The organism is Fodinibius roseus (assembly GCF_900129315.1).
GTDB lineage: Bacteria > Bacteroidota > Rhodothermia > Balneolales > Balneolaceae > Fodinibius > Fodinibius roseus.
In genome coordinates, this window is the sequence record NZ_FQUS01000011.1 from 47,546 (window position 1) to 60,645 (window position 13,100).

The 13,100-nt window shown below is 50.3% G+C and carries 11 protein-coding genes; 2 read left to right on the top strand and 9 right to left on the bottom strand.

Features of this window, described 5'->3' with window-relative positions:
* Positions 1-232: 232 nt before the first annotated feature.
* Together BUB16_RS11285 and BUB16_RS11290 are read left to right on the top strand one after the other, a co-directional pair.
* Entirely contained in the window at positions 233-1,618 is a 1,386-nt protein-coding gene (locus BUB16_RS11285) for an alkaline phosphatase family protein (RefSeq protein WP_073063968.1), read from the top strand.
* Positions 1,619-1,635: 17 nt separating this feature from the next.
* Complete coding sequence (locus BUB16_RS11290; RefSeq protein ID WP_073064285.1) at positions 1,636-3,105, top strand: cryptochrome/DNA photolyase family protein; 1,470 nt, start codon at positions 1,636-1,638, stop codon at positions 3,103-3,105.
* Between the two features lie 176 nt (positions 3,106-3,281).
* On the opposite strand, the gene BUB16_RS11295 is transcribed toward BUB16_RS11290, so the two are convergent.
* From BUB16_RS11295 to BUB16_RS11335, 9 genes are all read right to left on the bottom strand, one after another.
* Positions 3,282-4,073, bottom strand: a complete 792-nt coding sequence (locus BUB16_RS11295; RefSeq protein WP_073063971.1) for a purine-nucleoside phosphorylase — start codon at positions 4,071-4,073, stop codon at positions 3,282-3,284.
* 90 nt (positions 4,074-4,163) lie between these two features.
* Positions 4,164-4,961 carry an MBL fold metallo-hydrolase gene (locus BUB16_RS11300; protein WP_073063974.1) on the bottom strand — a complete coding sequence of 266 codons (798 nt, stop codon included), beginning with the start codon at positions 4,959-4,961 and terminating at the stop codon, positions 4,164-4,166.
* Positions 4,962-5,041: 80 nt separating this feature from the next.
* Entirely contained in the window at positions 5,042-5,968 is a 927-nt protein-coding gene (locus BUB16_RS11305; protein WP_244545688.1) for a PhoH family protein, read from the bottom strand.
* A 156-nt stretch (positions 5,969-6,124) separates the two neighbouring features.
* On the bottom strand, positions 6,125-6,811 hold the full coding sequence (gene rpe / locus BUB16_RS11310; RefSeq protein ID WP_073063982.1) for a ribulose-phosphate 3-epimerase: 687 nt from the start codon (positions 6,809-6,811) through the stop codon (positions 6,125-6,127).
* 11 nt (positions 6,812-6,822) lie between these two features.
* Complete coding sequence (locus BUB16_RS11315; protein WP_073063984.1) at positions 6,823-7,626, bottom strand: PASTA domain-containing protein; 804 nt, start codon at positions 7,624-7,626, stop codon at positions 6,823-6,825.
* 201 nt (positions 7,627-7,827) lie between these two features.
* Positions 7,828-8,934 (bottom strand): type IX secretion system outer membrane channel protein PorV, encoded by a 1,107-nt coding sequence (gene porV, locus BUB16_RS11320; protein WP_073064289.1) that lies wholly within the window; start codon positions 8,932-8,934, stop codon positions 7,828-7,830.
* A 284-nt stretch (positions 8,935-9,218) separates the two neighbouring features.
* Positions 9,219-10,400, bottom strand: a complete 1,182-nt coding sequence (locus BUB16_RS11325) for an acetyl-CoA C-acyltransferase (RefSeq protein WP_073063987.1) — start codon at positions 10,398-10,400, stop codon at positions 9,219-9,221.
* Between the two features lie 305 nt (positions 10,401-10,705).
* Entirely contained in the window at positions 10,706-11,845 is a 1,140-nt protein-coding gene (locus BUB16_RS11330) for a cystathionine gamma-synthase (RefSeq protein ID WP_073063990.1), read from the bottom strand.
* A 10-nt stretch (positions 11,846-11,855) separates the two neighbouring features.
* Positions 11,856-13,052 (bottom strand): tetratricopeptide repeat protein, encoded by a 1,197-nt coding sequence (locus tag BUB16_RS11335; RefSeq protein WP_211483150.1) that lies wholly within the window; start codon positions 13,050-13,052, stop codon positions 11,856-11,858.
* Between the last annotated feature and the right edge of the window lie 48 nt (positions 13,053-13,100).

Here is a 13,100-nt window from a genome sequence, read left to right on the forward strand (position 1 = left end):
TACTTGCCGGCTTTCCAAAAAAATGGCTGGTACGGACCTGTGCCTGCCTCAAAGAGTATGTCTTATAGAGGCTTTTGAAAAATCAGGAATTTTAATCAATATCAACCCCTCAGTGCATTCGAAACCACGGCACATAAGGCATATATGAGGATTTTGAAGGTGCGAAAATGCGGTTAGTAGCTCAAAAGAACGGTTTCGCAAAGGCTTCCAAGACTGAAAGACACAAGTAACCATGGAGAAAACAGCAGTACTGAATGTAGTCGGTTTAACCCCGGATCTGATTGGCGAGCATACCCCTTTCCTCCGACAATGGTTTGGCGAAGGAAAATCAGCCACCGTAAAATCGATGCTCCCGGCGGTCACTTGTCCCGTCCAGGCGACCTACCTGACCGGAACCATGCCCGATGAGCACGGGATAGTCGGCAACGGCTGGTATTTCCGGGATACCGGCGAAATTCGATTCTGGATGCGTTCCGGCAAGCTGATACAGCAGCCGGCTGTTTGGGATATCGCCCGCCGGCGGAATCCGGACTTTACCTGTGCCAATCTTTTCTGGCGGTATGCCACCTACTCCGGGGCCGATTATGTGGCGGTAGAGCGCCCCATGTACCGCAAGGACGGGGTGAAAGTGCCCGATATTTACGCAAAGCCGATGTCGATGCGCGATAAGCTGCAGGATGAACTGGGACAGTTCCCGCTATTTAATTTCTGGGGGCCGAATACCACGATCGATTCCAGCCAGTGGATTGCCGATGCCGCCAAAATGATGACTGAAGCATACGATCCCACCCTGACCTTGATCTATTTGCCTCACCTGGATTATTGTCTGCAGCGTGTGGGTCCCGATACCCAAAATATACAAAATGACCTGCGGGAAATTGACCGGGTATGCGAAGATCTTGTTACCTATTACGAGCAGCGAGACACCGGGGTAATTGTACTATCGGAATACGGCATCACTTCCGTCAATCAGCCTGTTTCGTTAAACAGGGTGCTGCGAAGGGAAGGATTTATCACCGTGCGCGAGGAGCGCGGGGGCGAAGTGCTGGATGCCGGGGCCAGCGGCGCATTTGCGGTGGCTGATCACCAGGTGGCCCATATCTATATCGATGACCCGGCTGATATTGAACCGGTAAGGGAAATGCTGGAAGCGGTACCGGGGGTAGAAACTATTTTAGGGGAGGATGGCAAGAAAAAATATCATCTCGACCACCCGCGGTCCGGTGAGCTGGTAGCTGTTGCCCGTCCCGGTGCCTGGTTTACCTATTACTACTGGCTGGATGACGATAAGGCCCCGGACTTTGCCCCGACGGTGGATATCCATGCCAAGCCCGGCTACGACCCGGCCGAAATGATCCTGGACCCTGAGATTCCTTTCCCGACACTCAAAGCGGGATTTCGGCTGCTGCAAAAAAAACTGGGCTTCCGGTATGTGATGGACCTGATCCCCACGCATGGCCGGGCGGTTAAGGGGTCGCATGGCCGGGTTTCCGCCGACCCGCAGGCCAGCCCGCTCCTGGCCACAAAACAGGTGCACTACCTCCCGGAATACTACTTGAGTCCGACCGACGTGAGGCAAGTGATATTGCGGCATCTTTTTGGTGATGAAACCCAATGAACGCAGCCGGGCAGCCTATGGAAAATATTGATGATCACCGCATTTTTAAGCGAAATGACCGTGAGCCCGACCCGGGGGGAGAATATGTATTGTACTGGATGCAAACCAGTCATCGCTTCCAGTACAATTATGCGCTTGAATATGCTGTATCCCGGGCTAATGAGCTGGATAAACCGCTTCTCATTTATGAAGAGCTGAGGTGCGATTATCCCTGGGCTTCCGATCGTATCCATGCCTTTTACCTGGAAGGGATGGCAGGGCATAAGGATATCGCAGAGCAGGAGGAGATCAACTGGCTTCCCGTTGTTGAAGAGGAGGGGGGAGAGAGCCGGGGGATATTAGATGGCCTTTTTGACAAGGCCTGTTGTTTGATTTCCGATGAGTACCCCGTGTATTTTATTCGTGACCGCAACAATATGTTGGCCGGCGAATTGGACATTGCGTTTGTCACCGTCGATTCCAATGGACTTATCCCCCTTGGGCTGACGGAGAAGGCCCCTTACAACGCCTACTTTTTTCGAAAGATTATGCAGCGGCATTTTGTGGAGTGTTTCACCTCGCCTCCGAAGGAGCACCCGCTGGATGAGCTGGAAAAAAGATCCCCCCTCAACTGGACCAGGCGGCAAAAGGAAATACGGCAGGAAAGCCTGGACCGCATAGCGAATCCGACCGGTTTTATAGCTACGCTGGATATTGATCATGATGTCGCCCCGATTGGGTTAGAGGGAACCCGCCGGGCGGCAGTGGGACAGCTTGACCGTTTTGCCCGGCATAGTCTGAAACGCTATGACGATAAGCGCAATGACCCGGATGCGAACGCCACCAGCGGGTTGAGTCCCTGGCTGCATTTCGGTAAAATATCGGAGTATGAAGTGGTAAAGGAAGTGCTGGAGCATCAGCCGGAACAGTGGGATTTGAATAATATCACCTTCAATGGCGGGTCCACCGGCGGCTTTTTTAACGGGGATCCCAATGTAGACAGCTTCCTGGATGAGGTGATTACGTGGCGGGAGGTGGGTTTCCACTTTGCGCATCACGAGCCGGAGTACGACCAGTATGAGTCGCTGCCCGGCTGGGCGCTGGAGACGCTGGAAAAGCACAGGGACGATCCACGGGATTATATCTATGAATTGGAAGAACTGGCACAGTCACAGACCCATGACGAACTCTGGAATGCAGCCCAGACCCAGCTACGCGAGGAAGGTGTGATGCACAACTACCTGCGCATGCTCTGGGGCAAGAACGTCATGCAGTGGACGCCCAACCCGGAGATTGCACTGGCCTACCTGATTGAACTCAACAACCGGTACGCGATAGATGGACGCGATCCGAATAGCTACTCCGGTATTTTTTGGTGTTTCGGGCGTTTTGACCGGGCGTGGCAGGAGCGTCCCATCTTTGGCAAGACGCGCTACATGACCAGCAAAAGTGCCCGGAGAAAATTAAAGCTGGACCGATTTCTGGAGCAATATGGCCACCGTGACTAATTGAATTTCAGCAAACTTATACTTCGGATAACAAGACCGGAAATTTCAAGCCTGTAAACGGCAAATGCAAACAAAATTCCTGACGCCGGGTCGGGGAAGCAGCTGGTTTTCCAGCAAGCTGAAGTGCCCTTTTCGCATACAATGACCTTCCCGGAAAATCCGCATTCACCACCTCTCTAAAACTGTTCGATCAGCGCCTTTACCAGCCGGGCAAAATCTTCTTTTCGGCTATCTGCAGCAGCTTTTACTTCCTGGTGATTGAGCTTGTTGGCGGTCACCCCCGACGCCATATTACTGATGAGCGAGATCCCAGCAGACTTCAGCTCGAGGCGGGCGGCCTCAAAGAGCTCCGGGGCGGTGGACATCCCCACGGCGTCGGCTCCCATCCGGCGGAACGCCCGTATTTCGGCTTTGGTTTCATAATTTGGTCCCTTGGCATAGATATACGTTCCCTGTCGGGTGGACAGATTTAAGCCGGCAGCTAAGGAGCGGACGGTCTCTACCCAGCGGTGGTGCCGGTAGGGGTGTCGGGGGTATCCGGTCGGAGAGACCCGTTGATTGCCCCGGATGACATCCTCTATGACCATCAGGTCGCCGACTGAAAAGGAGGTGTTGATAGCCCCGGCGGCATTCGAAATGATCAGCTTCCGGGCCTCCATTTTTTGAGCCAGGTAGACCGGCGTTGCCGCCTGTGCATAGGAAAACCCTTCGTAGTGATGGAAGCGGCCCGAAAAAGCCAGTACCGCCCGGTCCCTGACAGTTCCAACAATAATTTTGCCTTCGTGTCCCGCTACCGACGTTTGAGGCATCCCGGGAATATCGGCATAGGGGAGGACCAGCGGGTGTTCGATGTGAGCCGCAAACCCGCCCAGCCCGGATCCCAGGATAACCGCCGCTTCGATAGGAGCGGGAATGTCTCTGGTCCGGAGATACCGGGCTATGCTTTCTGCAAAATCGGGAACCGACATAGTGTATTGATATGCATTTATCCTGCGATCTGACAATCGGTTACGGGGGTCAGCTGTCCGTGGGATACGATTGTCCGATGGATGTTATTTTTAAACAGGCTCAATCTTATACCCCTGTTGTTCATCATAATCGGTCAGCCTGAAGAGCGGATGATGACTATCGTGGTATCCCATGATGGTAAAATTTTCCTCATATGCTTTGCGCGTCAGTTCTTTACGTATCTGCATGCTTCGCCTGGGATCGACGTCATATTTAGCCTCAAACGTTCTGTTTACCTCGCCGCGGTTGGCTAATACATCTCCGGCCATAAGATATTTTTGCTGCCCGTCGTCAAAAAGGAGAAGCTGGGAATATTTTGTGTGACCGCCGATTTTTTTAACGGTAATTTCAGGGTGAGGCTGATCCTCTTCCTCCAGAAAGCTGATATTCGCTTTGGCGTCCAAAAAATGCGCAAATTGTGTTTTCTCCTCATCGTAATACTCCTCCGAGCCGATCACCTCTTTCCACCCGTTTCCGGAAACCCAGATGGTGGCCTCCGGGAAGGTCAGCTCCCAATACCCGGCACTGCGCCCGGCCAGTCCACCGATATGGTCGTAGTGCAGGTGGCTGGCAAAAACATCCGTGATATCGTATTCTGTAAGATTATGTTCTTCGAGATTCTCTTTGATCGTTTCAGTACTGGTATCCTCGCCGAAGCCGCCCACCCCGACATCGAACAGGATATTTTTATCCCCGGACCGGATCAGGAAGGGATTGAGTGAGATTTTGAGTGCGCCTTTGGCGGGGGGATCTTCACGTTCGATGCGATTGAATTCTTTGTCGAGACCGACGCTGAAAGTGCCTTCGTAGAGGGGATGGGCTGCTGTTTTGGTCTGTGGATGTGCCATCTAATTATTACAATTAAAAATTATAAAATTAAATTGAAAAATATGAGAACGCACCACATGTTCGTATTTTTCATTTTTAATTACTTCTTATTCTCATGGCGGTCATAGGCTTCAATGATTTCGCGTACCAAACGGTGTCGTACCACGTCATTCTCATCGAGGTAGACAAAGGAGATGCCCTCAATATCTTTCAGGATATGCTGGATGGATATGAGTCCTGAATGCTGCTTTTGAGGCAAGTCGGTCTGGGTAATATCTCCCGTAATGATGGCCCGGCTGTTAAAGCCGATGCGCGTCAGGAACATTTTCATCTGCATGTTGGTGGCATTCTGGGCTTCATCCAGGATGACGAACGCATTGTTAAGGGTACGTCCCCGCATATAGGCCAGGGGAGCAATCTCTATAATATTTTTTGCGAGGTGGAGTTCCAGCCGGTCGTACTCGATCATATCCTCCAGGGCGTCGTAAAGGGGACGCAAATAAGGGTCAATTTTTTCGCGCAGATCGCCGGGGAGAAATCCCAGCGTTTCTCCCGCTTCCACAGCGGGACGCGCCAGGATAATTTTTTTGACTTCCCGCGATTTCAACGCTTTTACGGCCAGCGCAACCGAAGTATAGGTTTTGCCGGTTCCGGCCGGCCCGATGGTGAAGACAATATCATTGGTGGCCGATGCCTTGACAATCTGCTTTTGTCCCGGTGTCTTCGCGGTGATGGCATTGCCGTCGTGAGTATTGAGAATAAAATCACCGCTGGTATGCGGACTGCGCAGGGGATTGGCTTGTTTGGGGCTCTGATCGTCCTGCTTAAGGGCAAGCACGGTATCCACATCCTGATCCGTAAGGTCACCGTTTTGCTTGGCCATGGACTCAAGCTCGGAAAAAATCTCAAGAAGTTCCTCCCGGTCTTTTTCCGGGCCGGAAATTTTGATGCCGTTGCCCCGTGCTGTAAGCTTGGTATCCGGATACGAATTTTCCAGTTTTTTTAGATGTTCATCCCGGAATCCCAAAATAAGAACCGGTTCTACCTCTTTTATCTGGTATGTTTGCTCGCTAACAGTTGATTGCTCTGCGATAGTTAAATTTTTTTTTGATAGGAAGTATTAAAATGTATGCAACGGATAAAATAAGGAAATTGTATGAAAATATTGTAAAGGAACATTTCCCTAAATGACCATTTCTTTTCCGGCCTTGGCTTCTCTTAACAGTTCGTTAATTCTTGCAGGGATATCAGGAGCCTTGAATACCGCACTGCCGGCAACAAAAACATCGGCGCCGGAACGACTTATTTTTTCAATATTATCGAGATTCACCCCTCCGTCCACTTCGATAAAAAAATCAGCCTTGTGTTCCTCGCGCATCGTGCAGAGCCGCTGCAGGCGCTGATATGTTGACCGGATAAACGATTGCCCGCCGAAGCCGGGATTTACGCTCATAAGAAGCACAAGGTCAACGTCGTTGATAATAGGTTCTACGGTGTGCAGTGAGGTTGCCGGGTTGACGGCCACGCCGGCAGCAAGCCCGTGCCGGCGAATAGACTGGATAGTACGGTGCAGGTGGATACAGGCTTCCTGGTGTACGGTAATCTGGCCGGCCCCCGCCTCTGCAAAAGTCCCGATAAAGGCATCGGGATTTTCAATCATTAAGTGAACATCGATAAAGGCATCCGTGCTTTTTGCTGCGGCCCGGACAACAGAAGCACCATAACTGATATTGGGTACAAAATGGCCATCCATGATATCACAGTGGATCCATTGGATATCTGCTTTGTTACACTCTTCAATTTGTGCTCCAAGCCGGCTGTAATCTGCCGCTAAAATGGAAGGAGCTATAACAGGTTGTTTATTTTGCATAAAAAAAGGTATTAGTTCTCTCCAGGGTTTGAGTCCGGCGTACCCCCGGTGGTGTCAATGGTAGCACCGGATTCGGATTCCTCCTGGTCGCCGTAGCGTTCAGAGACAATGAGTTTAAGGGTCTCTCCCTGGATAACCTGATCATCTTGCGGAGAGTAATCGAGGATGATATTAGGAGCTGCTGCTTTCGTAGGCTCGTATTCAATTTCCTCGACGCGCAGTCCTACTTTCTGTAATTCCTGTTGAGCTTCTGAAAGTCGCAATCCTTTGATGTCGGGGACTGTAACCAGTTTTTCTCCCAGTCCGTCACTTACGGTAAGGTCGATTGATTCTCCCTGGGGGACGACCGTCTGAGGGGGGATGGATTGTTGTAAAACAGCATCTTTAAAACGCGAGGATTCAAAACTGACTGTTCCAACGCTCAGTCCTTCATTACTTAGTTGGATCCGGGCATTTCTCAGTGACAGGTCCACAACGTCAGGGACGGTAACGGTAGGGTTGGCTTCGGTGTTGACCGTAAGGTATATTTTTCGGTCGGGTTTTACAATATTAGCGGCCTCAGGAGTTTGATCAATCACATAGTCCGCAGGATATGCTTCATTGGAGCGTCGCTCGGCTACCTCAAACCGGAGTCCACGGTCGGTAAGTTTATCTTCTGCATCGGCGAGTGAAAGTTCCGATACCTTGGGAACCGTGACCCCTTCGTTATAATTAGTATATGCGGGCATGATAAAGCTATCCATCAGAAACAGGAAAAGAATACCGGCAGCAATAACGCTGCCAACACCCACATATATTTTTTTATTTGTTCGCATAGAGGTTAGCTACCATAGTTATTGTTTCGTTGATGAAAACGATATACCTACTGTAAAATTGTAGCAGGTCAAACATGTTCCGAAAAATAACGAATTATTTTGAAGATATTTGGAACTTTAACCAGGGGCATACAGCAAAAACAGGGAAGGGAAGCATAATGCAGGTGGCCAGCTGACGCCGGGATATCTGATATATCTCTGCTAAAAGTCAAGGATCAATCCGAAACGAGTAGTGTTTGCAAGCGGATGATTTTCATCGCCGAGCGTGTAGATATAACTAAAGTCCACGCCAAAGAATTGGTGTCGAAGTCCGGCTCCAAGCGTCAAGAATTGTCGATCACCGTTGTTAGGGTCTTCGTAGTAATAACCCGTCCGCACTGCAAATAGCTCATCGTACCAGTACTCCAGCCCGGTCGCTACCAGCAGTTGCTGAAACGTATTCAGTGTAGCCGTTCTCCCGTCGCCTATGTCACGGTTAAAGCTGCCCCACGAGGTGAAGAGCGAGCTGATGGCTCCTTCGTCCTTACGCGCCATCACTTTGGAATAGTCATTGGCAATCGTCAGCGTATTTATGCCCTTCCTGTCAAGATCGGTTTTAAAGGACCAGCCAATACGAAACATCGTGGGCAGCGGGTCTTTCTCGGCATTATTGGTATAGTTTACACCGGGACCGATGTTCGAGATATTGAGACCGGCACTCCAGGCGGCATCACGTTCTAAAAAAATAAAGGTGTCGGACTGGTACATCCCGGCCATATCAAAACCAACGCTCGATCCCGGCTCAATTTTATCTCCTTCGAAGTCTCCAATACCGTCCGCAAGACTGCTGTGGATAAATCTGAAACCCGTCCCCACAGACCAATGCTCATCAATCTGGTACCCGTAGGATATTCCCCCCGCAAATTCATAACTGTTAAATCGGCCCAATCTTTCTCCCGTAGGGTCTATTCGGGTTGTATGTTGCTGTTCCCCCAAGTTGAGGTAGGTAATATGGGCACCAAAAGTGCCGATGTCTTTAACGTGATATTTACCTACCAAATAATCGTAAAACAGGTCCACATTAAACTGCGGCAGCCATTCACTGTGTGTGATGCTTACCTGGTTGCCATTTTGAAACGCAAGTCCCGCAGGATTCCAAAAAACGGCGGAAGCATTATCCGCGATGGCAACACCGGTGTTGCCCATACCTGCCGCCCGCGAATCAGGTTCAATCTGAAGAAAGGGGACCGACGTGATACCCACTTGCGCCTGGCCGGCAGCGGCAAACAAAAGCAAGGGGACAAGGACTGAGAGTATTTTTTTTATCATAACAACAAATGAGTAGCCAGAAAGCCCAAAATAAATAAGTGCCGGTTCCTGGAACATGCTTATTTAGCAGCGTTAATGCACTGATTTCGTATCAGTATTATGAAAATATATGATTTATACGAATAATAAAAGATGTAAAGGTCTTTGCCTTCGTGTAAGGAAACGCGAGAACCATATAGTGCTAAAAAAAGCAGTTTTTTATATGATGAAGAGCGTTTATATCTTAACTATTCCATGCAACAGGCGTTATTTCCGGTATTTTTTTAGCAGCCCGTCAACAGTGATCAGTTGAGCCTCTCAATAACCATGGAAGAGGCGCCCCCACCGCCGTTACAGATACCCGCACAGCCGTAAGTCCCGCCCGAGTGCTTCAGGGCATGGATAAGCGTGACCATAATGCGTGCGCCGGAGCATCCGACAGGATGACCAATGCTTACCGCTCCCCCGTGAATATTCACCTTTTCGGGATTCAGTTCCATGATTTTATTATTGGCCAGGGAAACCACTGAAAACGCTTCATTGATCTCAAAGAGATCCATCTCTTCTTTCTGGAGTCCGGCGCGCTTTAACGCTTTGGGCATGGCATCGGAGGGGGCCGTGGTGAACCATTCGGGGTCTTTGGCCGTACTGGCCTGGCTGAGAATGCGGGCCAGCGGTGCGATGCCCATCTCTTCTGCTTTCTCCTCGCTCATCAACAGGACGGCCGCTGCGCCGTCATTGATACTGCTGGCGTTCGCGGGTGTAACCGTGCCCTCGCTGTCAAAAACCGGCCGCAGCTGCGGGATTTTATCGAAATTGACGCGATCCAGCTCTTCATCCATGCGTACCTTGCTCACATTACCTTTGCGATCCGTCACTTTCATCTCAATAATCTCGTCTGTAAAACGTCCCTCTTTGTGGGCCCTGATCGCCCGTTTGTATGACGTAATGGCAAACTCGTCCTGTTCCTCACGGCTGATGTTACATTCCGAGGCGCATAATTCAGCAGCGTTGCCCATGTGAAAATCATTATAGATATCCCACAGTCCATCCTTTATAATACCGTCCTCGACCTGCGTGTGACCCAGCTTTGAGCCAAATCGGTGTTCGGGGAGATAATAGGGGACATTGCTCATACTTTCCATGCCGCCGGCAGCAATAATGTCCGCTTCTCCCAGTTGAATCTGATTGGCTGCAATCATAATAGCTTTCATCCCGGAGGCACAGACCTTGTTGACCGTCGTAGCCGGTGTCAATTCGGAGAGCCCCGCTTTCAGGGCGGCCTGGCGGGCGGGGGCCTGACCGATTCCGGCGGTAAGTACATTGCCGAATACCACTTCCTGCACATCATCGGGCCTGATCCCGGATTTTTTTATAACCTCGGTGATGGTCACCGCTCCCAGTTCGGGGGCAGAAAAGGAGGAGAGAGTGCCTCCGAACGATCCGACAGGCGTTCGCTTCGCGGCTATAATCACTACATTTTTCATAGGGTAGTATATTAAGGGTTAAGTAGAAGGTACTAAGCTGTGAATCGATGTTTGTCAAAGATATTTTAAAAAAGAGCACTGAGTAAACCAGTAACCATTAACCAAATGAGTACAACAGCGTATGATAGTCAAATGGTAGTCATCGCAACCGTCTAAAAGGCGATAGCCTTTTTAATTTGCAGTTAACCTGCGGGTAATAATTCAACGTAATTTTTGACAAGGTCATTCGAAATTATCAGCCTCTGATAACTGATAACTGATAACTGATAACTGATAACTGATAACTGATAACTGATAACCCGGATCTACCCAAAAGCCTGCTCCAGGTCCTCGACCAGGTCGTCTGCGTCTTCAATCCCGATCGAAAGACGAATTAAAGAATCCTTGAGTCCGGCTTTTTTGCGAACCTCTTTGGGTATGGAGGCATGCGTCATCGATGCAGGGTGGCTGATGAGCGATTCTACGCCGCCGAGGCTTTCTGCAAGGGTAAAGATCGAGGTACGGCTCATAAATGCTTGCGCCTGCTCCTGAGAGTCGCCCTTTAGCGAGAAGGAGACCATGGCACCAAAATCATCCATCTGTCTTTCAGCAATATCGTGTTGCGGGTGGTGCTGGAGTCCCGGATAGATCGTCTGGTCAACCTGTGGGTGCTCATCTAAAAAAGCGGCCACTCTTTTGGCATTTTTTACCGACTCCCGCATGCGCACGGACAGTGTTTTGATGCCTCGCAAGGTGAGATAGCAGTCCATGGGACCGGGAACGGCGCCGGTTGTTTTTACCTGGAACCGGAGCTGCTCCATCACCTCTTTATTCGAAGATGCGACGGCTCCGCCGATGACGTCAGAATGTCCCCCGAGATATTTGGTTGTTGAATGAAGTACCGCGTCGGCGCCGAGCGTAAGCGGACGCTGCAGGCAGGGAGAAGCAAAAGTGTTGTCAACTACAGAGAGGATATCATGATCCCGGGCAAAGGTTGCAAGCTCAGCAATATCGACAATGCGGAGAAGGGGATTGGTCGGTGTTTCAATCCAAAGCAGTTTGGTCTGATTGGTCTGCGCCTCTTCCACATCAGCCATATCGGTCATGTCTATGAATGAAAAATCAACACCCATCGGCTCAAACACCCGGGTAAACAGCCGGTAGGTCCCGCCGTAAAGGTCATTGGAGGCGATGATATGATCGCCGGGACGAAACATCTTCAGCACCGCATCTATAGCGGCGCACCCGCTGGCAAAGCAGGCACATTCATCGGCTTCTTCCAATCCCGCTATCAACTTTTCAAGGGCCGTGCGGGTGGGGTTGCCCACCCGGGCATAATCATATCCCTTATTGACGTTGGGAGCTTCCTGTGCATAGGTTGACGTTTGAAAAATCGGGGGCATAACGGCGCCCGACGTTTCTTCCGGCTGCTGGCCGGCATGAATGGTTTTGGTATTGAATCTCATGATATGCGATTTAGTAATTTGCTTTAGCTTTTTCGGCCTCTTCCTGCATGCCAAGATAGCTGTAGGTTCGGTAAAGGTATTTCCACAACTGTTCCGTAGGATGTTGTTCAGTCAGTTGTTCCAGCAATGGAACCGAAGCAGATATATTTTGTTCAATGCGTTTTTTGAGATCCGTTTCCCGTTGTTGATCCAGATAGGGCAGCAGCCGCTGGTACTGGGCAGCTTTGTTATGATAGAACTGTACGGTCTCATAGAGATGATGAGCGTCCCCGGATTGCCCGTCCACGATATCAACATAATGATCTTCAGCCTGGTTAAACAGTGAATCAGCAATAGCAAAATCAGCGGCATCGAACTCCTTGCCTTCTTTGAGTTCCCCGGTCATAGTGATCATTTTCTCCCGTCCGGCTTTGTAATACTCCGAAGCCAGGGAAGACCGGTATGTTATATTATCCGGCTTCCTGTCACTCAGCTCTCGAAGTATGGTAATAGCATTGTGGTGATCTTCTGCCTCTATATAAGCATTGGACAACCCATGCATCAGGCTGAAACTGTTTTTACGCTGCGACCGTGCCTGTTTGTAAATCGTAATTGCGTTTTGCAGCTGATCCGTTTCGACATACAGGAAAGCTAACGATTCCAGCAGGTCGACAGGGGGCGGGGATACGTTTATGCGGCCACGTTCGAGTACGACAATGGCCTGCTGTAACTCATTCCCTTCGAAATAGGTTTTGCCGGCCATCTGATAAGAGACAGGTTCAGCCGGCATAATGAAGGTGGCGTTGTTAAAATGGATCGCTGCCTGCCGGTATTCTCCTTCCGATGAAGCCTCCCGGTACTGTTCTATGCCCCGGTTGTGCTCACTGCTCCAGGCCACTTTACGGAGCTGATCGTAATGAAGGGTGTCGACGCTGGAATCCGGTCGGGTTTCGAGCAGGCTGTCTGCCTTTTCGAGAACCAGGTCTGCTTCGGTGTATAAGGGCGTACGCTGGTCGGGATCATCTTTCTCCCGGGCCCACTTAATCAACAGTTCTCCCTTTTCAAAATATAAAGAAGGATTATACGGATCCGATTGAAGCTGCTGGTCGATGGCGGTGATCCGCTGCTCAAAATGGGCCTCCCCACTGTCACCGGAGGATATATTGTTAGTGTGGTCGGTGCTGCTCCGGGTAGCGGAACAACCAAAAAAGAACCCGAATGCAAGCATAAGGCTTGCTATTCGGGTATATGAATTTATCATATGGAGTGGCCAAGC

What these genes read in the sequence shown, in the direction of transcription:
- BUB16_RS11300 (WP_073063974.1), bottom strand. Translation starts at nt 4,961, where the DNA reads ATGGCACATCCACAGACCAAAACAGCAGCCCATCCCCTCTACGAAGGC.
- BUB16_RS11315 (WP_073063984.1), bottom strand. Translation starts at nt 7,626, where the DNA reads ATGCGAACAAATAAAAAAATATATGTGGGTGTTGGCAGCGTTATTGCT.
- BUB16_RS11330 (WP_073063990.1), bottom strand. Translation starts at nt 11,845, where the DNA reads ATGAGATTCAATACCAAAACCATTCATGCCGGCCAGCAGCCGGAAGAA.
- rpe (WP_073063982.1), bottom strand. Translation starts at nt 6,811, where the DNA reads ATGCAAAATAAACAACCTGTTATAGCTCCTTCCATTTTAGCGGCAGAT.
- porV (WP_073064289.1), bottom strand. Translation starts at nt 8,934, where the DNA reads ATGATAAAAAAAATACTCTCAGTCCTTGTCCCCTTGCTTTTGTTTGCC.
- BUB16_RS11295 (WP_073063971.1), bottom strand. Translation starts at nt 4,073, where the DNA reads ATGTCGGTTCCCGATTTTGCAGAAAGCATAGCCCGGTATCTCCGGACC.
- BUB16_RS11290 (WP_073064285.1), top strand. Translation starts at nt 1,636, where the DNA reads ATGGAAAATATTGATGATCACCGCATTTTTAAGCGAAATGACCGTGAG.
- BUB16_RS11325 (WP_073063987.1), bottom strand. Translation starts at nt 10,400, where the DNA reads ATGAAAAATGTAGTGATTATAGCCGCGAAGCGAACGCCTGTCGGATCG.
- BUB16_RS11285 (WP_073063968.1), top strand. Translation starts at nt 233, where the DNA reads ATGGAGAAAACAGCAGTACTGAATGTAGTCGGTTTAACCCCGGATCTG.
- BUB16_RS11335 (WP_211483150.1), bottom strand. Translation starts at nt 13,052, where the DNA reads ATGCTTGCATTCGGGTTCTTTTTTGGTTGTTCCGCTACCCGGAGCAGC.